General features: G+C 63.6%; 18 protein-coding genes, 1 tRNA gene and 2 pseudogenes. 5 read left to right on the forward strand and 16 right to left on the reverse strand.

What is annotated here, in order from left to right; translation table 11 throughout:
- Positions 1 to 10: 10 nt before the first annotated feature.
- From RCH22_RS04870 to RCH22_RS04880, 3 genes are all read right to left on the reverse strand, one after another.
- Positions 11 to 301 (reverse strand): hypothetical protein, encoded by a 291-nt coding sequence (locus RCH22_RS04870; RefSeq protein WP_327012978.1) that lies wholly within the window; start codon positions 299 to 301, stop codon positions 11 to 13.
- 496 nt (positions 302 to 797) lie between these two features.
- Entirely contained in the window at positions 798 to 1,025 is a 228-nt protein-coding gene (locus RCH22_RS04875) for a hypothetical protein (protein WP_327012979.1), read from the reverse strand.
- Positions 1,022 to 1,264 carry a helix-turn-helix transcriptional regulator gene (locus RCH22_RS04880; RefSeq protein ID WP_327012980.1) on the reverse strand — a complete coding sequence of 81 codons (243 nt, stop codon included), beginning with the start codon at positions 1,262 to 1,264 and terminating at the stop codon, positions 1,022 to 1,024. Before RCH22_RS04880 ends, RCH22_RS04875 begins: the two co-directional genes overlap by 4 nt.
- A 166-nt stretch (positions 1,265 to 1,430) precedes the next feature.
- On the opposite strand from RCH22_RS04880, the gene RCH22_RS04885 reads away from it, so the two are divergent.
- On the forward strand, positions 1,431 to 1,652 hold the full coding sequence (locus RCH22_RS04885) for a helix-turn-helix transcriptional regulator (protein ID WP_327012981.1): 222 nt from the start codon (positions 1,431 to 1,433) through the stop codon (positions 1,650 to 1,652).
- A gap of 317 nt (positions 1,653 to 1,969) precedes the next feature.
- Here the strand turns inward: RCH22_RS04885 and RCH22_RS04890 are convergent, their stop codons facing one another.
- The 3 genes from RCH22_RS04890 to RCH22_RS04900 all read right to left on the reverse strand — a co-directional run bounded on the left by RCH22_RS04890 (position 1,970) and on the right by RCH22_RS04900 (position 4,029).
- A complete protein-coding gene (locus RCH22_RS04890; protein WP_327012982.1) occupies positions 1,970 to 3,325 on the reverse strand; it encodes a site-specific integrase in 1,356 nt (451 codons plus the stop codon).
- Positions 3,326 to 3,574: 249 nt separating this feature from the next.
- Complete coding sequence (locus RCH22_RS04895; protein WP_327012983.1) at positions 3,575 to 3,778, reverse strand: hypothetical protein; 204 nt, start codon at positions 3,776 to 3,778, stop codon at positions 3,575 to 3,577.
- Positions 3,779 to 3,780: 2 nt separating this feature from the next.
- Positions 3,781 to 4,029 (reverse strand): hypothetical protein, encoded by a 249-nt coding sequence (locus RCH22_RS04900; RefSeq protein ID WP_327012984.1) that lies wholly within the window; start codon positions 4,027 to 4,029, stop codon positions 3,781 to 3,783.
- A gap of 110 nt (positions 4,030 to 4,139) precedes the next feature.
- Here RCH22_RS04900 and RCH22_RS04905 point away from each other — a divergent pair.
- Positions 4,140 to 4,209: transfer RNA gene (locus RCH22_RS04905), tRNA-Ser, on the forward strand.
- 235 nt (positions 4,210 to 4,444) lie between these two features.
- Here the strand turns inward: RCH22_RS04905 and RCH22_RS04910 are convergent.
- The 6 genes and pseudogenes from RCH22_RS04910 to RCH22_RS04935 all read right to left on the reverse strand — a co-directional run.
- Positions 4,445 to 4,579, reverse strand: coding sequence for a hypothetical protein (locus RCH22_RS04910; RefSeq protein ID WP_327012994.1), 135 nt, complete (start codon positions 4,577 to 4,579; stop codon positions 4,445 to 4,447).
- A 110-nt stretch (positions 4,580 to 4,689) separates the two neighbouring features.
- Positions 4,690 to 5,619, reverse strand: a complete 930-nt coding sequence (locus RCH22_RS04915) for an SDR family oxidoreductase (RefSeq protein ID WP_327012995.1) — start codon at positions 5,617 to 5,619, stop codon at positions 4,690 to 4,692.
- Complete coding sequence (locus RCH22_RS04920) at positions 5,616 to 7,433, reverse strand: glycoside hydrolase family 15 protein (RefSeq protein ID WP_327012996.1); 1,818 nt, start codon at positions 7,431 to 7,433, stop codon at positions 5,616 to 5,618. The genes RCH22_RS04915 and RCH22_RS04920 overlap by 4 nt, the downstream gene beginning before the upstream one ends.
- Before the next feature lie 8 nt (positions 7,434 to 7,441).
- Positions 7,442 to 8,992 (reverse strand): GMC family oxidoreductase, encoded by a 1,551-nt coding sequence (locus RCH22_RS04925; RefSeq protein WP_327012997.1) that lies wholly within the window; start codon positions 8,990 to 8,992, stop codon positions 7,442 to 7,444.
- Positions 8,989 to 10,383 carry an alpha/beta fold hydrolase gene (locus tag RCH22_RS04930; RefSeq protein ID WP_327012998.1) on the reverse strand — a complete coding sequence of 465 codons (1,395 nt, stop codon included), beginning with the start codon at positions 10,381 to 10,383 and terminating at the stop codon, positions 8,989 to 8,991. Before RCH22_RS04930 ends, RCH22_RS04925 begins: the two co-directional genes overlap by 4 nt.
- A 727-nt stretch (positions 10,384 to 11,110) precedes the next feature.
- Positions 11,111 to 11,824, reverse strand: a pseudogene (locus tag RCH22_RS04935) (IS256 family transposase); the annotation flags it as partial.
- 262 nt (positions 11,825 to 12,086) lie between these two features.
- Here RCH22_RS04935 and istA point away from each other — a divergent pair.
- From istA to RCH22_RS04950, 3 genes are read left to right on the forward strand one after another with little or no spacing between them, the layout of a single operon-like run.
- Positions 12,087 to 13,568 (forward strand): IS21 family transposase, encoded by a 1,482-nt coding sequence (gene istA, locus RCH22_RS04940; RefSeq protein WP_327015455.1) that lies wholly within the window; start codon positions 12,087 to 12,089, stop codon positions 13,566 to 13,568.
- Entirely contained in the window at positions 13,565 to 14,296 is a 732-nt protein-coding gene (gene istB, locus RCH22_RS04945; RefSeq protein WP_327012999.1) for an IS21-like element helper ATPase IstB, read from the forward strand. Before istA ends, istB begins: the two co-directional genes overlap by 4 nt.
- The gene (locus RCH22_RS04950) at positions 14,293 to 14,574 is read left to right on the forward strand and encodes a hypothetical protein (RefSeq protein ID WP_327013000.1); all 282 of its coding nucleotides are present in this window, start codon (positions 14,293 to 14,295) and stop codon (positions 14,572 to 14,574) included. Before istB ends, RCH22_RS04950 begins: the two co-directional genes overlap by 4 nt.
- A gap of 63 nt (positions 14,575 to 14,637) precedes the next feature.
- Here RCH22_RS04950 and RCH22_RS04955 read toward each other — a convergent pair.
- The 4 genes and pseudogenes from RCH22_RS04955 to RCH22_RS04970 form a co-directional block, all read right to left on the reverse strand.
- A pseudogene (locus RCH22_RS04955) lies at positions 14,638 to 15,207 on the reverse strand (transposase); the annotation flags it as partial.
- Positions 15,208 to 15,580: 373 nt separating this feature from the next.
- Positions 15,581 to 16,114 (reverse strand): HPP family protein, encoded by a 534-nt coding sequence (locus RCH22_RS04960; protein ID WP_327013001.1) that lies wholly within the window; start codon positions 16,112 to 16,114, stop codon positions 15,581 to 15,583.
- The gene (locus RCH22_RS04965) at positions 16,111 to 16,569 is read right to left on the reverse strand and encodes a hypothetical protein (protein WP_327013002.1); all 459 of its coding nucleotides are present in this window, start codon (positions 16,567 to 16,569) and stop codon (positions 16,111 to 16,113) included. The genes RCH22_RS04960 and RCH22_RS04965 overlap by 4 nt, the downstream gene beginning before the upstream one ends.
- Entirely contained in the window at positions 16,566 to 19,043 is a 2,478-nt protein-coding gene (locus RCH22_RS04970; protein ID WP_327013003.1) for a nitrate reductase, read from the reverse strand. The genes RCH22_RS04965 and RCH22_RS04970 overlap by 4 nt, the downstream gene beginning before the upstream one ends.
- Positions 19,044 to 19,282 lie beyond the last annotated feature (239 nt).

Raw genomic sequence — 19,282 nt, forward strand, 5'->3', positions numbered from 1 at the left:
GCTCTTTCTGTTAGAAGCAGATGCGGGCGTTTGCCTGCACCAGATCGGTGGGGGCCGGTTTCAGGTCCGGGAAGACCTGGCAGAAGGTGACCTTGATCTGTGCCTTCTGCGCGGGGTCGAGCGCCTTGTCGTAACCGGCGATGCGGTCGCGCTCCTGGGAGACAAGACCCGACTGGTACTGCTGGCCGTTCGTGTTCACGCCGTACTGTGCGGTCTGGTTGGCCTGAGCGAGCGCCCAGTAGCCGAACCACGCACCGACAAGCACGACGATCGCGGCAAGGGTGAGTAAGACGTATTTCATATGGACCTCTCTGTTGGTGAGTGCCAGTGCGCCGATCAGTGAGCGCACGCACTGGCTGGTCGGGACTCGAAGCCGACCGGCTGGTTACCTCGTGACCGCTTAGCCCTTACCGGGTACCCATGAGGGCCGTCTGTAACCACGTCTGCCGCCGATCGCGCTAGAGCGGTCATCGACGGCCTTACCCACCAACCTCAGGGGGTCAGCGGTCGTGCTCCCCTGCCGTTTGTGGCCTGGGTCATGTGAGCGAGGGCTTTACGGGCCTGACGCTCTACGCAACGAATCTGCTGCGCCTCTCCGGCCGGGTGCTAAACCGTGCGGAGGCTTCCCCTCATCTATTTCGCGGGGTTCCGTGTGTAGTTATGAATGAGCGAGCGCCCCCTCCTTCACGCGGACCCGGAGGCGGCGTGTGGCATGGGGCAGAGCTGGTCGTGCAGCCGTTTTAGGTTCGGCAAACCTGATCCCCAGACGCCGGCGAGAGCGACGGGGGACAGATGCCCTACTTCTGCAGGGGTTCCGGCTTGTCCAGGGGGGCAGTTTCAGCCCACTCGAGGAGGTCGCTGTGGAGGATCATCGGCTTCGAGTTGCGAAACCGAGGGGTCAAGGTGTTGGCCGCGATAGCCTTCTTGATGGTGTCGACCGACTGGCCGATAGCGCGGGCCGCGCCTGGAATGTCATAGGCGATAGGGGCCGGGGCCAGATTCGACCAGCGGTCGAGGGCGGTCATACTGCAACCTCAGCGGAGTCGGCACGCTGGAGGAGTTCAGAGATTGATATCCCGAGGAAAGCGCAGCAGGCGTCAAGCTCATCTACGTAGAAGGGCATGACGCCTGCTAGGCGGCGTCTCAGGACTGGTACTGCAATGTCGGTGGCTCGTGACAGGCTGGCCTTGGTCTTGTTCTGTCGGGCAAGTTCTGCGCGAAGCTCAGTCGCGATCCTTGCTCTTCTTAGCTTGGTGTGTTCCATGTAGAACAGCATGGCACACGTTGGAACGTTTAGGAACCATATGGAACTATTTAGGCGAAAAATAGCGGATTAGTTCCATCGGTGGCACACTGGGGGCATGCCCGGAGGAACAAAGAGCGTGCCAGGTCCGCTCACAGAAGCTATTACGTCTATCCTGCGCGCCCGCATGGGCCGTGACAACATCACCAAGACAGCTCTGGCCGCCGCGGTGGGAATCTCGCGACCGCAAATGCAGAAGATACTGGCCGGCGAGAAGCAGATCGACATCGAGCAGATCGACGCTATCTGCTGGGCGCTCGGCTTGAAAACTCGGGCCGTGATAGCCGAGGCCGACGCTGCGTCCAGTTCACGCAACGCCGAGCCCGACCGAGGGATTGCGCCGCTTTAGGCAATCCATCTCGGCATGGTTTCCAGCCATGCCACCAAATCTGCGTGCAGGACGATAGCCCGGTCAGATCCCATGCACGGGACCCTTCGGGCGCTCAGCTTGTTCGTGGCGAGCGCGACTTCGATGTCTCTTTCCTCGACCCCTGCTGCATCCGCTGATTCGGTGATTGTGTATCCACACTTGCTCAATTTGTACCCCAGTGCTTCCCCTGCGCCGAGCCATTCTCGGTGCATGGTTCAACGGTATGTCCCACCGCTGACACCCAAAGCTGTGTAGTCCTCATTAATGGGGACAGCTGATCAGGGGTTTAGGCATGTCTAACCCTGTTTTGGGGGTACGTCGAGAGGCATCAAAGCGGAGATTGCCGTCAGCGCCTTGTCAAGTTGCTTGCGATCGACCGTCTGATAGGCGCGGGTCACTGCGAACGAGTTGTGCCCGAGTATCTTCATGATGATCGCTTCGGGCACGTTGGCCTCGAGTAGCAGGGACGCGGTTGTGTGTCGTGCGGCGTGCAGGGGGACACTTGCGACCCCGGCGCGTTCGAGTACGGCGTGCCAGGCGAGGTTGTCGGGGGAGGGGTCGAGGGGTGAGCCGTCAAGGGGCTGCCGGACACGTATCGTACCCTTAGCGCCGCCCCGGTTCAGCTTGGGATCTTGCGTCCACACGAGGCCGTGCGGGTTGGGTTCGGTCGCGGCCACGGCGATGCGGCGCTCGATGATGGTGCGCAGCGGTTCCACGAGGGGGATGATGCGCCACCCTGCCGCAGACTTCGGGCGGGTGAGACACAGACCGGTGGTTCCGAGGCGTCGATATTCCCAGTCGGCGGGGTGCGTGATCTTCTGTTGCGGGCAGTCGGTGCCGCGCTTGCGTCCGCACGTTCCGCCGCAACCGTGCTCCCAGGTGATGCGTTGCAGCTGCCAGGACAGGTCGAGAACATCGGTTACCCGGTCGAGCTCCAGCCCGATCACTTCACCTTGCCGCGCACCCGTGAGTAGCGCCGTCGCCCAGCGCGATCCCAGCCGGTCACCTGCGACCGCCTGTAGGACTTTCACGCCGTCAAGGGCTGTCATTACGCCAAGGTTCGCCACGGCCTTACGTGGGGCGTCAGCGAGCTTGGCGGGGTTCTTCGTGATGCGTGACTCGCGTTCGGCATAGTCGAGTGCGACCGTCAGCATCCGGTGCGTGTTCATCGCTGTGGTCGAGGACAGGAAACCCTTGCTCGGGTCGTTCGGGTTCTTCGGCTTTGACGTGATGTAATCGGCCACCCGGTAGATGTGCACAGCGGTCAGTTTGTCCAACCGGATCTTGCCAATCGCGGGGATCACGTAGTTGTTGATCTGGCCCCGGTATGCGCTCGCAGTACGCGGGGCAATCTTCTTCAGCGCGATCGTGTCAAACCAGATGTTCATCCACTTCTCAACGGTGACACTCGACGTCGAGAGATCCCCGTTCTTGAGCAGGTCGCGCCTGGCGTTCTTTGCCTTGAGCTTCACGGCGCCCTCGGTCTTGGCGACGAGGACCTTGCGCCGGCGTGTGCCGTCACGCGAGGGGAGCTCGACGGGCACGCACCACATTCCATCGGATGCGCGCTGGTACGGTCGGGGCTCCCCACGCGGCTGGCGGGTCTTCTTCACAGCCTCGGGTTCAGGCTTCGGGACACGAGGCTTGGTCACGCCTTGCGCTCCTGGCTGTCGTTCATCATCTTGGCCACCTTCTCCATGATCGGGGGCCGCGGCCCTTCGGGGATTCTTCTGGCATGCACGCTCCACATTGAGCCGCACATGACACCGGACCTATCCAGTCTTCTGCCGACTGAAGCGTTACGGGGGTTGCTAGAGTGCATGATGTTCCTTCCTTGTCGAGAGCTTGGATTGAACTGGCCTCACGGGCTCCTACACCCGTGAGGCCTTTTTTGTTGCGAGCTAGATCTGGGAAATCTCGACGGTTAGCGCGCGCATGTCTTCGTAGGCCGCTGCGTAACGCGCCCGGAACTTGGCAAGTTCAGGGCCGGCGTTGAACTGGTAAACCCCCACCCCAAAGCTGGCATCGTCAATGCGCTGGGTGATCGCAATGAGCTCCCGCGCGAGGTCGGCTCCGGTTCTTCTGGTGTTCGTCTTGGTGGGCATGTCTAGAGGACCGATCCGAGAATCGTGAGCTTGTCCGGGTTCAGCCACCTGGAATGGGCCACGTTGCCCCGGTCCAGGCGGGTGCCGTGAACCTCGCCCCTCGAAATGCCGTCTACCACCCGTTGCGTCTTGGACCCCGCGGTTACAACAATGTCGCCGAGCTTGATTTCGAGGCTTTTCGCGTTGGTGATGCTCGGCACCGTGTTCCCGGATGGGGAGATGCTGCTCTTGGTGTTCCCTGTTTCGCTCATGTCTAGAACCTAGCACGACGTTAGCCTAACCGTTAGCCTAAGTGTCTTCGCGCTACGGGGTGCTAGCGAGATGTGAACCGCGTAATCATGCGGATGTTCAATGATTCATTGCCCCCAAAACCATTAAACAGCGAGCTTCTAATCCGCTTGTCGTTGGTTCGATTCCAACCGGGGGCACCACGAACATCGTTTGACCAGGGTTTCTTGTCCTCACCGAATGGACAAGACTTGATGCACTCAACGTTTATTCAACGCTTTTTCCACGGTACCCGCCCGCTATGGTCGCGCGGAGCCAAGGTACGCGAACCAGTTCGATTCACCTGGTGTGACCTTGGGCACCCACGAGTTATGAATACTGAAAGTCTCTTGGGGCTCGGCCTCGAGCCCGTACACACGACGAGAATCTCATCGTCGACTATTCCAGGTCCATGTCGAAGGCGAAAAGTGCCCAAGGCTCGAGACTATGCGCGTTGAGCCGGGAGGAAGCCATATTCTGGCTGCCGAATTCATTCTGGACGTAGTCGAGCAGATCATCGTCGTAGATAATCACGTCGGTCTGGTACACCGAAAACACGGGTGCGGAAGGTCCGATGGGATCAGCCGGAAAAACCGGTCGCCGTACAACGGAACAAGCTTCGGCCATTTGGCTGGCGGCTGCTCTTAGGGCGTGTTCATCCCACCGTTCACGTTGAGGGTCTCCCCGACGACGAAGCTGGATTCCGCGGAGGCGAGAAACACGTATGCCGGCGCCAGCTCGGCCGGTTGCGCGGCTCGTCCCATCGACGTCTCGCTGGATCCGAACTCGGGAAGCGTCTCCGGGTCCACGCCGCGCGTGACCTGCAAGGCGGTCCAGGTCGGCCCCGGTGCGACGACATTGACTCGGATGCCGTGCGGGATGAGGTGCTGGGCCAGCCCCTTAGAGAGATTGTTGATTGCGCCTTTGGTGCTCGCGTAGTCCAATCGATCCGGTGAGGGGGTGTAGGCCTCGAGCGACGCGGTGTTGATGATCGTCGAACCGGGTTCGAGGTGGGGCACGGCCGCCTTGATGATCCAGAAGAGTGCGAAGACGTTCGTCGCGTAGGTCTGCTCGAACTGCTCATCGCTGAGCTCCGCGAGCGTGGGTTGCCACACCTGCTTTCCGGCGACGTTGACGACCGCGTCGAGTCCACCCATGGCGCTCACCGCCGTGTCGACGAGCGCTCGGCAGTAGGCCGGGTCGGTGAGATCGCCCGGCACCAACGTCGCGGTCCGACCGGCCCGCTTGATGACGTCGGCAATGTGACGCGCATCCGACTCCTCTTCTGGGCGGTACGACATCGTGATATCGGCTCCCTCGCGGGCGAAGGCGATAGCCACTGCGCCACCGATGCCGGAGTCTGCTCCCGTGATCAAGGCACGCCGGCCGGTGAGTCGGCCGGTTCCGCGGTACGTCGCCTCGCCGAGGTCGGGCACCGGCGTCATCTGCGACTGGATACCGGGCTCGTCTTGCTGCTGGACGGGTGGGCTGATGACGGGGTAGCGGGTGCGCGGATCGCCGAAGGTGTACTGGTCCGGCTTCGCGGGGGCGGGTGTTGCAGCGGGCTTTGTCATTTCTGTCTCCTTGCCGAGCGGGATGCGCCGTCGGCACCCGAGAGCTCTTCGATGGTGATGGCCGCGTTGATGAGCCCGATGTGGCTGAGGCCCTGGGGCAGATTGCCGAGGAACGAGCGATCGCTCGGCTCGATCATCTCGGCGAGCAGGCCCACGTCGTTCGAGAGCTCGACGAGTTCGTCCATGAGCGCCGCGGCCTCGTCGTGGCGACCCACGCAGGCGAGTGCGCTCGCCATCCAGAAGGAGCAGGCGACGAAGGCTCCCTCCTCCTGGTCGGCCCCGCTGTAGCGATAGAGCAGCGGGCCCCGGCCCAACTCGTTCCGGATGGCGTCGATGGTCGACGACATGCGGGGCCCGCGGTCGAAGCCACTCATAGCGTGCAGCAGTACCGAGGCATCCAGGCATTCGTTTCCGGCGAATGCGACGTAAGCCTGGAGCGTATCGGACCAACAGTGCCCGTCGATCCAAGTTCGGATCTCGTCACATTCGGCTCGCCATCGCTTCGCATCCCCGGGCATGTGGCCGGCCTCGCACAGCTGGGCCGCAGCATCCAGCGCCTGCCAGCAGCCCATCTTCGAGGAGGTGTTGTGGTGCTGCTCCTCGAGCTCCCACATCCCCGCGTCTTCCTGTCGCCAGGCTCCAGCGGTACGTTCGGCGAAGGATTCCAGCAGCCGGCCCGTTTCCACGTCCAGCACGTTGCCGGCGTTGACGTAGATGCGAATCACGTCGAAGAGGTCGCCGAAGACGCTGAGCTGCACCTGATCGGTCGCCCGGTTTCCCGAGACCACCGGGCCGATCCCCCGCCACCCGGGAACCTGGTGCGTGGTGACCTCCCCCGGCAGCTCACCACTGAGTGTGTAGAAGATCTGCAGTTCGGGACCGTGAGCCTTGAGCGCCCGGAGCAGCCAGGTCACTGCCGAATGCGTCTCCTCCCGCAGACCGAACCGCACCAACGAGTGGACGGTGTAGGCGAGATCGCGCACCCACGCGTAGCGGTAGTCCCAGTTCTTGCCGCCGCGCAGGCTCTCAGGCAGCGAGGTCGTCGGCGCCGCAGCAATCGAACCGGCCGAGGCGCACATGAGGAGCTTCAGTGCGAGCGCGCTGCGCTGCACGTGGAGCGCCCAGGGGCCGTCGTAGCTGAATTCCTTCGACCAGGCGCGCCACGCGTTGATTGTGCGGTCGACGGCGGCATCCGTATATTTTCCAACCGGAATGGGAAGCGGGCCATCCGACGTTCCCGCGACGACAAGCAGGTGTCGCGACCCCTTCGACGTCGTGAATCCGCCCGCTATCGCGCGATCGCCGCCGCCTCGCGGCCCGTGCTGGATGCCCCGCACGGTGAGGTTGACCGTATCGATTCGCAGGATCTTGCCGAGGGGGCCGTCTTCGACCCACGGCGACGACGAGGCGAAACGGGTGCCCGGCGCGACCTTCCAGCGGAACTTCACGGCGCCCCGGATCCCCTCGATGCGACGCGCCAACTCGACCCACGGCAGGCGTCCGGCGAGGCCCGTGACCAGCGCGTCCGTAACGCGTGCGACCCCGGATTCCGTGGTGAATGTCGTCCGCAGCACGTTCGTCCCGCTGAGGTAGCTGCGTCGCACGGTATACGGCTCGGTCGGCGCGAGTTCAATCTGACCGCCGGCCTCGGCATCCAGCAACCGGGCGAAGACCGGGGTGGAATCCATATCGGGAATGGGGAGCCAGTCGACGCTGCCGTCACGGGCGATGAGCGCGACCGTTCTGCCGTCCCCGATCGCGGCATAATCCCGCAGATCGACATAGCCGTCGGTGCGGGCTTTCATGGCGACCATGCGGCAACCTACCGCGCTGCGCTGAGGATGGCATCCGCGGTGCGGAGCGAAAGTGCCATCATGGTGAGGCCCGGGTTCGCGGTCAGCGAGCTCGGGAACACTGAGGTGTCGCAGATCCAGAGATTGGGGATATCGAAGCTCCGACCGTCGGCGTCAACCACCCCGACGTCGGCCGTCTCGCCCAGCCGGCAGGTCCCGAGGGTGTGAGCAGATCGCGGCAGAACCAAGATGTCGCGGCCACCCGCCGCCGACACGATGTTGGTCATCATCGTGACCGCGTGAGCCTCGATCGCCTTCTCGTTCTCGCCCGCGGTGAAGGTCACGTGCGCCTTGGGCACGCCGAGCTCGTCGACCTCGTCAGACAGGGTGAGCCGATTCGAGTCGGAAGGCAGGCATTCCGCGTTGATCCCCAGGCCGGCCATGTACGGGTACCGCTCGAGCGCCGCGGTGAGTTTCGAACCCCACAGTGAGCTGCCCCGGATCAGCGTCGTCGCGAAGGTCAACGGCATCACCCCGAGGCTCTGCATCAGGTAGCCGCCCACGAAGCCTGCGTCAGGCGGGCGCACCATGTCTTCCGAGATGATCGATGACGGATAGCCGCGATACGACCGCATCAGCTGGTCGAATCGTCCCCAGACCTGCACGCCACCATGGGCCATGAAATTTCGGCCTACCTGGCCGGTGCTGTTTGCGAGTGCGTTGTGCAGCAGCAGCCGCGGAGTCTCGATCCCGCCGGCGCTGAGCACCAACATCGCGCACCGTTGGCGATGGTCGACGCCATCTCGTCGATAGATCACGGCGGTGACGGCGCCGGATTCGTCTGTTTCGATGGTGTGCACGGTCGAATCAGCGCGGATCTCGGCCCCGCGCGACACCGCCACCGAGAGGTAACTGGTATCCATCGACACTTTCGCGCCGTTGCGGCATCCTTGGTGGCAGGCGCCGCAGTTGACGCAAGCCTGGCGCAGTCCGAATCCGTCCTGCTGCCAGTCCTGGCTGACGACAGCGGCGGGCGCATCGGTCGCGCGGATGCCAAGCGCCTCGCATCCACGCACCATCATCTCCGACGAGGCGTTGCGCGCAACCGGCGGCAGGGCGTAGTGCCGATCAGGGTCCCAGGGATAGTCGGACGGCCCGGAAACACCGAGGTACTGCTCAACGCGGGCGACATACGGCATGAGCTCGGAGTGGGAGATCGGCCAGTCGATACCCTGACCCGTCTCGCTTAGGAACGACATGTCACGCGCGTCGGGACGCGGCGTAAAGGCCCCCCAATGCAACGTCGAACCGCCGACACCGCGGCCGCTGTTGTTGGGCCCGAAGGCGGTCGGTGTTTCGCCTCCGCTGAGCCGCTCATCCATCCAGATGATGTCGACCGCCTCGGTCTCGTCGGGCGTGTGCTCGCCGGGCTCGAAGTTGGGGCCCGCTTCCAGCACCACGACCCTCAGCCCGGCCGAGGCCAAGGACGCGGTGAGAGGGGCCCCGCCGGCGCCTGATCCGACCACGACCACATCGACCTCGTCGGCGTGGTCGAACACGCGCATGCCGCTCAGGTTCATTCCGTGCCGCCGCCGCTCGGTTCCCAGGCTTCTCGGCGGCCGGCTTCGAGAAGGGTGAACCCCTGCTTGCGGACGCCGTCGCCGCCGTTGCCGAAGCCGTCGTACTTGACGCGTGAGAAGGTCGCCGGGTGCGCCATCCACTGACGAGCCAGATCCACGCGGGCGTCTTCGAACCAGAGCTGCAGCTGCTTCGAGCTCAGCGTTGAGCCCCCGGCGACGAAGCTGCCGTCGATCAGCTGCGCGATTATCTCGGCCTGTCGCTCCGGGGCGTGAACGCCGAATCCGACCATCGCGTCGAGGCCGAGGCGATAGGCGTCCACGTCGGCGGGCAACGCCGCGTTCCGCCAACCATCGCCGCCTCCGCGACCGAGCTGCTGGTCGACACGTGCGGCGAGGTCGATCGCGTCATCGCCCTGCGGGACAAGTCGCTCGGCGATGTCGCGCAGTGTCGCTAGTTGCTCGCTCGATAAGACGGAGGGTTGGTAACCAGGGTCATCCGCCACCGCCCGCCGGGACAAGATGCCGCGGGTTCGCTCGCTCGTCCGTTCCGACGCGATGACCCGGCCGGTGCTCGGGGGAACCCCCGGAGACGTCCCTGCATGGTCATGCCAGAAGGTCAGGATCGCGGCGGCGACTTCCCGAGGACGCTCGATCGGCAGAAGATGGGCGGCATGCTCGATCGTCATGAACTTCGCCGCCGGGTAGGTCGCCCCGTTGAGGCGGCGCTGCGCGGGGTCCCCCAACTCCCCATCCTGGGCGCCAGAGACGATGAGAGCTGGCACAGCCAGGTCCCCGACTTCTGAAGACCAGTCTTCGCGACTGCCCCTCTCCAGCCAGGCGCGCCAGGCCAGCGGGTCCGTGCGCCGCACGCCAGACACCGCACTCGCCATGTCCATCCCGGCGAGTGGCTCGGCGATGTTGGAGTCGACGAACTCGCGCGCCGATTCGTCGCTCAAGTGGCCGTCTGAAGCCAAGTGGCTTTCTAGAGCCCAGCCAATCATCGACTCGCGGCGGTCCTCTGCCATCGGCTCGGACGTCACGGGAGATGCGGCCAGCAACACGACGCCAGCGAGGCCGAAAAGGGGCGCCCGACCAGACAAAGTCCGCGCGGCGACGATCGAGGCGATTTTTCCGCCCATGCTGTGGCCGACGAGCATCCATCGCGCAGCACCATACGCACGGATCCGACAAATGACGAACTCGACCGTCTCCTCAACCGAGGCCCCGTCGACCCACGCCGTGTCACCGAACCCGGGCAGATCGATGGCGACGACCTCGATGTCACCACCCAAGGCATCCCGAAGGTGAGCGAACTCGGCAGAACTCGCGCCCAGGGCATGAAGGCAGAACGCCACCGGCCGCGCGGGTGCCCGGGCGCTGTTGCTTGACATGACACCAGCTTGCCCGAAGACCGCCGACACTCCAAGGGCTTGACAAGGACCGCCGAGCGGCAGGCCGAGAATATGTACCGAGTGAAGTATTTAAGCAACGGCTCGATTTTCGAGGCTGACCGGACAGGTACCGTTCCCCTCCTTCCTGCGGGAAGGGTTCGATGCGGCTGTAATGCGACACATGCACCTGGAGGCAATTGCCGAAAGGGCGACCCTCAGAGATCGCTGATTCGATGGGGAAGAACGCGCCGCCACGCTTGTAAGCGTTCCGGGGAACTGGACAGTTCGATTCCCCCGTGGTGCTACCGGCCGCCCTCAACATCAGGACCTGAAACCGTCCCGGGTGGGAGACGCGCCGAGGGTGTATTTGCGATCTTCGGTGCCTCATCGCGCGATGGAAAGTGCACCCCTGGGGTGGCACCATTTTAGCTCACCTGAACGGCCTGAACTGCCGTGGGAAGGAAACCTTTAGAACCAGACCTCGGATGCGCCGTCGGCGAAACACCACCCCACTCGGTTGACAACACGGACGTCAAAATGGGAACGTCGTTGCACACACGCCGGATGTTTCGGCTACCGGGTACTGGGCACTTCGGGGCCCCTGTTTTTTGTCCGTGCGGATTCCGCCACTTCCTCGCCCCCAAATCCGACGTCAAACACTCAACTGAAGGTCACGTCCCGCTGAGTGGTGGAGTTTCTCAACACCATGCGGGTCAGTTGTTCTAGCTTAGGCGGCGGCGAGTTCGGGGAGGATCACCGCCTCGTCGATGACCTCGATGGGGTTGTTCATGGTAACCAGCTCGAGCATGGATGCTTCGGAGAAGTAGCGTCGTTCGCCGGCCTCCCACTCGTCATGCTGCTCGATCAAGACCGACCCGGCCAGGCGCAGCAGGGCGGCAGCGTTGGGGAACACTCCGACGACGTCGGTGCGGCGTTTGATCTCCTTGTTCACTCGTTCGAGCGGGTTCGTGGACCAGATCTGGCGCCAGTGCCGCCGCGGGAACGCGGCGAAGGCGAGTAGGTCGGGTTGCGCGTCGACGAGCATCGCCGCGACCTTCGGGTGCGAGCGGCTGAGCATCGTCGTGACCTCGAGGAACTGCTTCTCGATGTGCTCACGGTCGGGCTGGGCGAAGATGGTGCGGATGATCGAGGCGACCATGTCCTGGGATCCCTTCGGGATCACCGCGAGCACGTTGCGCATGAAGTGCACCCGGCATCTCTGCCAGCCGGCGCCCTGGAACACGGTGCCGATGGCCTTCTTCAGGCCGGTGTGCGCGTCAGACATGACTAGCTTGACCCCGTCGAGCCCGCGGGTCTTGAGCGATCGCAGGAACGACGTCCAGAAGCCCTCGTTCTCGCTGTCACCGACGTCGAAGCCGAGGACTTCCCGGCGTCCGTCAGCGGCCACCCCGACCGCGACGACGATGGTGTGTGTGATCAACTCTTTGTAGGCCGTTTCGGCACAGGAAACCGGCCAAGTTAGCGGCTGGTTTCCTGCCAAAAGAGCGGTAAAAATCAGGCCAGGCAATCCCCCTCCACGACGTTGGATTTGGGGAATGCGCAGAGTTTGAGATCACCCGGTGGCCGGGGCCCTCTCCAGCGTGTTGGAGACAGGGGCCCGCCACCCCCCGATAGGTTCCATTCGACGTGTCTACTGCCAAGCGGTCGCGCCGGAAGGAACTAGGAAGCAGATGACGGTACCCATGTCCGTGCAAGAAAATATCAGATCACTCGACTCCCAAGGAATTGCGGGCCGTGAAATCGCCCGCCGGCTCGGAGTCAGCCGCGACGCGGTAGTGAAATACACCCGGCAACACGACTACTCACCGAAGCCACCAGCTCTCGTTCCCCGGCCCGCCGGGTCGGTGTTGACCGGGTTCGAAGACACGATTGAGCTGTGGTTAGGCGAGGACCAGCGCCGGCCGCGCAAGCAACGCCACACCGCCCAACGGGTCTTTGACCGCCTCGTCGCCGAGGAGACCTACACCGGCAGTTATTCCCCGGTGCAACGCTTCGTCAGGAAGTGGAATGCCCAGCACCGGCACGCCGGGGAAGGTTTCACAGAACTGGTCTGGCCGGCGGGGACCGCGCAGGTCGATTTCGGCCAGGCCGAGGCCATCATCGCCGGGGTCCGGCAAATCCTGCACATCTTCGTCGTCACGTTCCCGTTCTCGAACATGCGTTTCGTGCAGGCCTACCGGGGTGAAACGGCCGAGTGCGTCTGCCATGGCCTGCGCACCGTGTTCGACCACATTGGCGCTGCGCCTCGGCATCTGGTCTTTGATAACGCCACTGGCATCGGGCGGCGGGTCGGCACCAAGGTCGTCGAGACGAAGCTGTTCGGTGCATTCAAGATGCACTACCGGTCCGAATCTCGGTACTGCAATCCGTACTCCGGTCATGAGAAGGGGAACGTGGAAAACGCGGTCGGGTTCCTCCGCCGCAACCTGATGGTCCCCGAGCCCGAAGCGGCCACACTGCAGGGCCTCAACGAGGTGTTGCTGGCCAGGTGCCTCGCGTTGGCTTCGACCGTGCACTACCGCAAGGGCCTGCCCATCGGCGAGCTCTTCGCCCAGGACGTCGCGGCGTCTCTGGTGTTGCCCGGCGTCGGGTTTGACCCGGTGCGTTATGAAAACCGCACGGCCGATAAGAAGGGGAACCTACTCATTGACGGGAACACCTACGCGGCCGGGTCTTCCTTCCACAGCCGCACCCTCACCGTTGGGTTGCGGCACGATGTCGTCGAGATCCTCGACGAGCATTCCACGCCGGTGCGGTCTTTCCCGCGGGCCTTCGGAGTGCAGGCCGAGACCATCTTCGAACCCGCGGCCCTGCTGCCGTTGCTGGTGACTAAACCCGGCGCCTGGGGCCACTCTCAGCTGCGAGCCCTCGTCCCCGAGCCGGTGCGGGACTGGCTCGACACGGCCACGGCCACCAACCGGCGCCGGCTCCTGAGCGCCGTCGATGCTGCCTCAGGATCGGCTGGTTTCAACGCCGCGATTGGCGCTGCCGACATGCTCATCCAGCGCGGAGACGCCCCCGACACCGCCGCACTAGGCATGCTCGCCCGGCGCCTCGCCGACGGCACCACACCGGCAGTCGAGAACGTGGATTTGAGCGTCTATGACATCTTCACCACCGACATCTTCTCGGCCGTCAACACCGCGACGGGAGAAATCGCATGACCCTCGTCACAGTCCAGGACATCATCGAGACCGGCCGACAGTCTTCCTTGACTGGCACGGTGCTGGCCGAATGGGCAGAGAAGGGCACCCCGAAACAACGCGAGTACCTGCACGGGATGCTTCTGGCCGAGCGCGAATCCCGACAGGAATCACGCCGCCAACGGCTGCTGAGCGCCGCCCGACTGCCGGCGCTGAAGTCCTTGACGGGGTTTGACTACACCAACGTCAAATTCCCCGAGGACTACGGCCGGGAAGCGCTGACGTCGCTGGAGTTCATCAACCAGGCCGAGGACCTCGTCCTCTATGGCGACGTCGGAACCGGCAAAACCCACCTTGCCTCTGCGTTGGTCGCGGCCGCCTGCCGCCAAGGTATTCCGGCCCGCTTCTTCACGACGTCGTCGTTGGTCATGCAGCTGCGCCGCGCCAAGGATGAAGGGCGTCTCGATCGGGAACTTGCCTCGATCGCGAGAAACCGGCTCGTCGTCATTGACGAACTGGGGTATTTGCCGATCGATACCGACGGCGCCCGGCTCTTGTTCCAGGTCATCGCCGACGGTTATGAAAAACGAAGCCTGATCATCACGACAAACCTTGAGTTCTCCCGCTGGGGAACCGTGTTCGGCGACGACAACATGGCCGCCGCCGTCATCGACCGCATCGTCCACCACGGCCGGCTCCTGCAGTTCCGCGGCGAGTCCTACCGAGTCAAACACGCCCTCATGAAATGACCCGCCACCAGGCCGGCCACCCCGGAACGCGACCCACGACGGTCCCGCCAACCACCGCACGCACCCTCAGCAGTCAGGACTTCTTCATGAAGGATCACACCCAACCAGAGCGCCCCCACGCGCCAGCCGACCACGAGACAGGCTGGTGGGACGACAACGGCCGACCAGCCCCCTGGCCAGACGACTTCGCCGATCCCGACGCCGGATGGACCACCGAAAACACCGCCGTCCCCGCCGATGACGGCGACGAAACCGACCCCACAAACCAGCCGTTCTGACCACCTGATCAAATGGCCGGAAACCGCGCCACAATGGCAGGTTAATTAGCGCTCAAATGGCCGGTTTAAAGTTGACAAAACACAGATGGCCTGGGACACGATCCGGTGGCCGACGCGGGCCTTGCAGTAGGTGGCGTCGAGGAACACGTAGGGGAAGTCCTGCGCGGCGAGGGTGCGGTCGCGGAACTCGGCCACCTCAGCGTCCAGGCCCGCGCAGATCCGGGACACTTCCGACTTGGAGATCCCGGTGTCCGCGCCGAGGGCCTTGACCAGGTCGTCGACTTTCCGGGTCGAGACGCCGTGGACGTAGGCCTCCATCACGACCGCGAACAGGGCTTGGTCCACCCGCCGGCGACGCTCGAGCAGGGCCGGGAAGAAGGACCCGGCGCGCAGCTTCGGGATCTTCAGGTCGAGGTCCCCGGCGGTCGTGCTGAGGGTGCGCGCTCGGGTGCCGTTGCGGTGGGTGGTGCGGTCGCCGGAGCGTTCGAATGGGGCGGCGCCGATGAACGCGGTCGCTTCCGCGTCGATGAGTTCTTGGTAGAGAGTTTCGGTCGCGACGCGGATTCGGTCGGTGACGTCGGTGAGTTTGAGTTCTCCGAGGAGGTCGAGCAGGGCAGACTGGTTTAGAGCCATCGTGTGGTGTCCTTTGTGAGTTGCTTTAGTCGGTACTCACTGACCATCCCACGGTGGCTCTTTACGTTGACGAAGCAACGCTCAAGAGTGGGAAACCACACCACTCACCGGGACGTAACCCAACTGAACGGTATTGAGGCTAGGTGGATCCCTGTTTCTGGTAGGTGTGAACCCCTGCTTCGGGACCGGGCCGTGGCCCACCCGGAATTGCTGTCGTCGAACCTCCCAGACACCCCAGAAGTCCTGTCGGAAAGGTCTCTCCCAGAGCTATTCTCTTGACGGCTCAGATAGGTGACGACTCAGTTAACTTCTGCGGTGACATCTCTTTGCCCGGCCAAACAATCTCGCCTCAACTGCCGTCATCGCGCCATTATTACCGCTGTTTTCCGATAAGGATACGGTTGAACGCCCAGCCGGCTGTCGTGATCAGGAGCACGGCGCCCACCATGGAGAGCAGCTGGACAGGGGTGTGCAGGATGCCAAGCGCCACAATCAATGTCGATGCGCCAGCCGGGGGGTGTGGCAGCTTCAGAAGACACAACACCACGGTTGTGATCCCTACGGCGACCGCTCCGGCAATAACGTAGCGCAGGGTGAGACCGCCGACGGGTGCCGACCGGTGCCCGGATAGACCGAACACGGTGAAGCAGGTCACCCCGGCAGCAATGCCGACGACATGTCCGACGATTGTGTTGAGGGGCCGGGAGGAGGGCTGTTTTGGTGATTCGAAGAACAGCATCACAGTCGGGCCGAGGCTCGGAAACAGCCAAGGCTGCTCGACGAGAAGACCCACGACGCCGGTGATCGCGAGGGTCACAATCGCCAGGACTGCGGCGTAGGCGGCTCCGCCCCCACGGCGCTGCTGGACCTTCCGCAGGGGGCCGTACCCGGTGGGATGCTCGGTCACTTGGCGATTATCAGCGCTTGGGGGGCGGCTTGTTTCATTCGAGTTGTCAGCCAGCTCAGCTGCACCTTAATCTGCGCTTCGCACTGACCAACGACTGCGACGAGCTGATCATCGCGGAGCGCAAGGGCGGCCTGCTTGACCATCATCCAGGTAACATCGACCAAGTTTGCCAGGAGATACAGGTCTTGAAGGTCGCGGATAAGACCGACCGGGCCGGATCGGGTCGAGGAGATCCCTGCCGCGTGGAAGCGTTCCGGTTCGTCGTCGGGATGTTCGCCGTACCGCTCAGTGACGGGCGCGAGGGCGCGTTCGTGCTGGTCACACTGCCGGGCGAGTGTCTGGCACAGGTGGTACACGTCGGGTTCAGCGCCGTGCCCTTCGGCGACCTGCCGATACGACGACGCCAACACCTGCTCCGCTTTCCGCAGGAGCCCCAAATATACGGGCAGCATCATGACTGCGCCTCCGCACGGTCGGCCGTCCACGCACCTCGGTCGACGACACCGGACGCTTCCGCGTCCGGCCCCCCGACGGTTGGGCGGACAGTCCCTGGGACGGCGGGCCGGGAAGCCGTCGTCGTTGGCGCGTCGGACGGGCCAACAGCATCGGCGACCTTTTCGACGCGAACTGCCGCGTTTTTGAACAGAGGCTGCTTGGATACCGGATCCCACTCGGTCACAGTGAGCTCATTCGCCGCTGAAGTATGACCGTTCGAGACTTCGGTTGACGCGTCGAAGTAGCCATAGTGGAAGGGGGCGAAGACGGTTCCCTCACGCACATCCCCCACCCGGACGGGAACAACGATTTCGCCCCGCGGGGACGTCACTCGCACGATGTCGCCCTCGGCAAGGCCAAGCGCATCCGCGTCCAGTCGGGAAATCTCCACCCAGGGGGTTGACGCTGCCCGATTCAGCTGCCGTGACCTGGCCGTTTTCGTTCGCGTATGGAATTGGTAGGCGGTTCGTCCGGTCGTGTAGCGGAGCGGATAGTCGTCATCGGGCTCCTCGTGCGGGGGCGCGTACTGTGCAGACTTGATCACCGCTTTGCCGTGTGTTTCCAGAGCGCGGAATGCCTGCTCACCCACGGTTGCCCCGGTGAGAAGGTCGTGTCCGAAGCTCTCGCAATAGTCGGGTTCGGTCGGGAAGACTCCGTCGGTGTACAGCCGGGTTACCCCGCCAGGATTCTCCGTGTTGCACGGCCACGGGATCCCGCTTCCACCGCGGAGTCTGTCGTAGCTGATGCCGGTGTAGTCGCACGGCCGCCCGCGGGTACATTCCTGCCACGCCCGGTAGGCGTCCTCCGGGCTGCTCCACTCGAGAAGAGGCGATCCGTCGTTCGTCACGAAGCCCATCCTGGCGGCGTAGTCGAGGAAAATGTCAAGGTCAGAGCGCGCTTCACCAGGCGGCGCAATCGCCTTATTCGACAGGTGCACAGTGCGATTCACGTTCGTGAATGTTCCTGTCTTCTCCCCCCAGCCCGCTGCCGGCAACACCACGTCGGCGTACTGGGCAGTCTCGGTGAGAAACAAGTCTTGAACGACGAGAAATACGCTGTCCTGGTCGAGAATCCGGCGGATCCGTTCCAGTTGCGGCATCGACACCGCAGGGTTCGTCGCCGACACCCACAAAAATTCGATACTGCCCTGCTCGACGTAGCGGAAGATCTGCATCGCATGGGTTGGCGGTGCCCAGTGTGGGATCACGTCAACGTCGACACCCCACAGAGTGGCCAGTTGCTGCACGTGCTCCGGGTTCTCCCAGTTGCGGAAGGCGGGCAGGTCACCGTCCGCTCCGCACTCCCGATTGTTCTGCGCAGTAGGCTGACCGTTCATCTGCAGGATCCCGGCGCCAGGTTTTCCGATCATGCCGCGTAGCAGGTGCATGTTGTTGACCTGGCACGACGCCGCCGTCGCCTGAGCGGACTGGTAAAACCCTTGCAACACCGTGGAGAGAACTCGCTCCGATTCCCCGAAGATCCGTGCCGCTTTCCGGACGTCATCCGCGTCAACCCCACACGTCTCGGCCACCTTCTCCGGCGTCCACGGGTCTACGACCGAACGGAGCTCGTCGACCCCCACCGTGTGTTCCTGCACCCACGCCTCGTCCACCCACCCGCGCACAAACAGTTCCCGGATGAGTCCGTTCATAAGTGCCTGATTCGTGCCAGGGCGCACCGGCAAGTGCACATCCGCGACTTTGGCGACCTCGGTCTCGCGCGGGTCGACGCAGACGATGAACGGCCGATCCGGGCCAGCGATCCGGTCAAGAATCCGGGCCCACAACACAGTTTGCGTCTCGGCCATATTGTGACCGTACAAAAACACCGCATCACAGTCGTCGATGTCGAGATAGCTGCCCGGCTGCCCGTCGGACCCGAAGCTTTCCTTCATCGCGGCCGCCGCCGTCGCCGTACACAGGCGAGTATTACCGTCCATGTGCGGCGTCCCAATCCCCGCCTTCCCGATCACGGCCAAGGCATAATATTCCTCGAGAAAAAGCTGGCCACTGGTATAAAACCCGTGACTGAGCGGACCCTTCTCCGCCAGCAGGCTCTTGCTGCGCTCCACGATGAGGGACATTGCGGTGTCCCAGTCTGTCTCGACCAGCCGACCATCGATACGAATCATGGGGCGAGTGAGACGTTCGCGGCTGCTCATCCCGGCGATACTGCCGAAAAGGCCCTTTGGGCCCAATCGGCCATGGTTCACCCGGTCGACGGCTCGTCCCCGGATCCCGACCATCTGCTCATCTTTCACCGCGATGTCGCATGCGCACCCGTTGCTGCAGAGCACGCAGGCGGACTGCACCCACCGGTCGATATCTGTCTCGAGCACTCCATCAGCGAATTTCTGATCCACCCGGACAGGCCAATGCTCGCCCCGCCCGAACGGAGTCCGTTCGCCCCAAATGTCAGCAATTCTGTCCGTCATCAGGTCACCCCTCCCTTGCGTTGCCCCGTTGCGCACGAATGTACTCTCGCTTTCTGCGTGAGTGACGGAGTTTTGACCGCACAGGCTGACCGCTCGCTCGCCGCCCAATCGAGGGCGTCCCTCTTTTATCTGGATTGCAGCTCGGAACCTCGGTCCTGCGCAAACTGAAGATGAAGAGTCTCGAAAGGCGCGCAACGCTGACCTTGAGCGCGACAGGCCTGGAGCCAATCTGCTCAACC

It is taken from the genome of Cryobacterium sp. GrIS_2_6 (assembly GCF_035984545.1).
Classification (GTDB): Bacteria; Actinomycetota; Actinomycetes; order Actinomycetales; family Microbacteriaceae; genus Cryobacterium.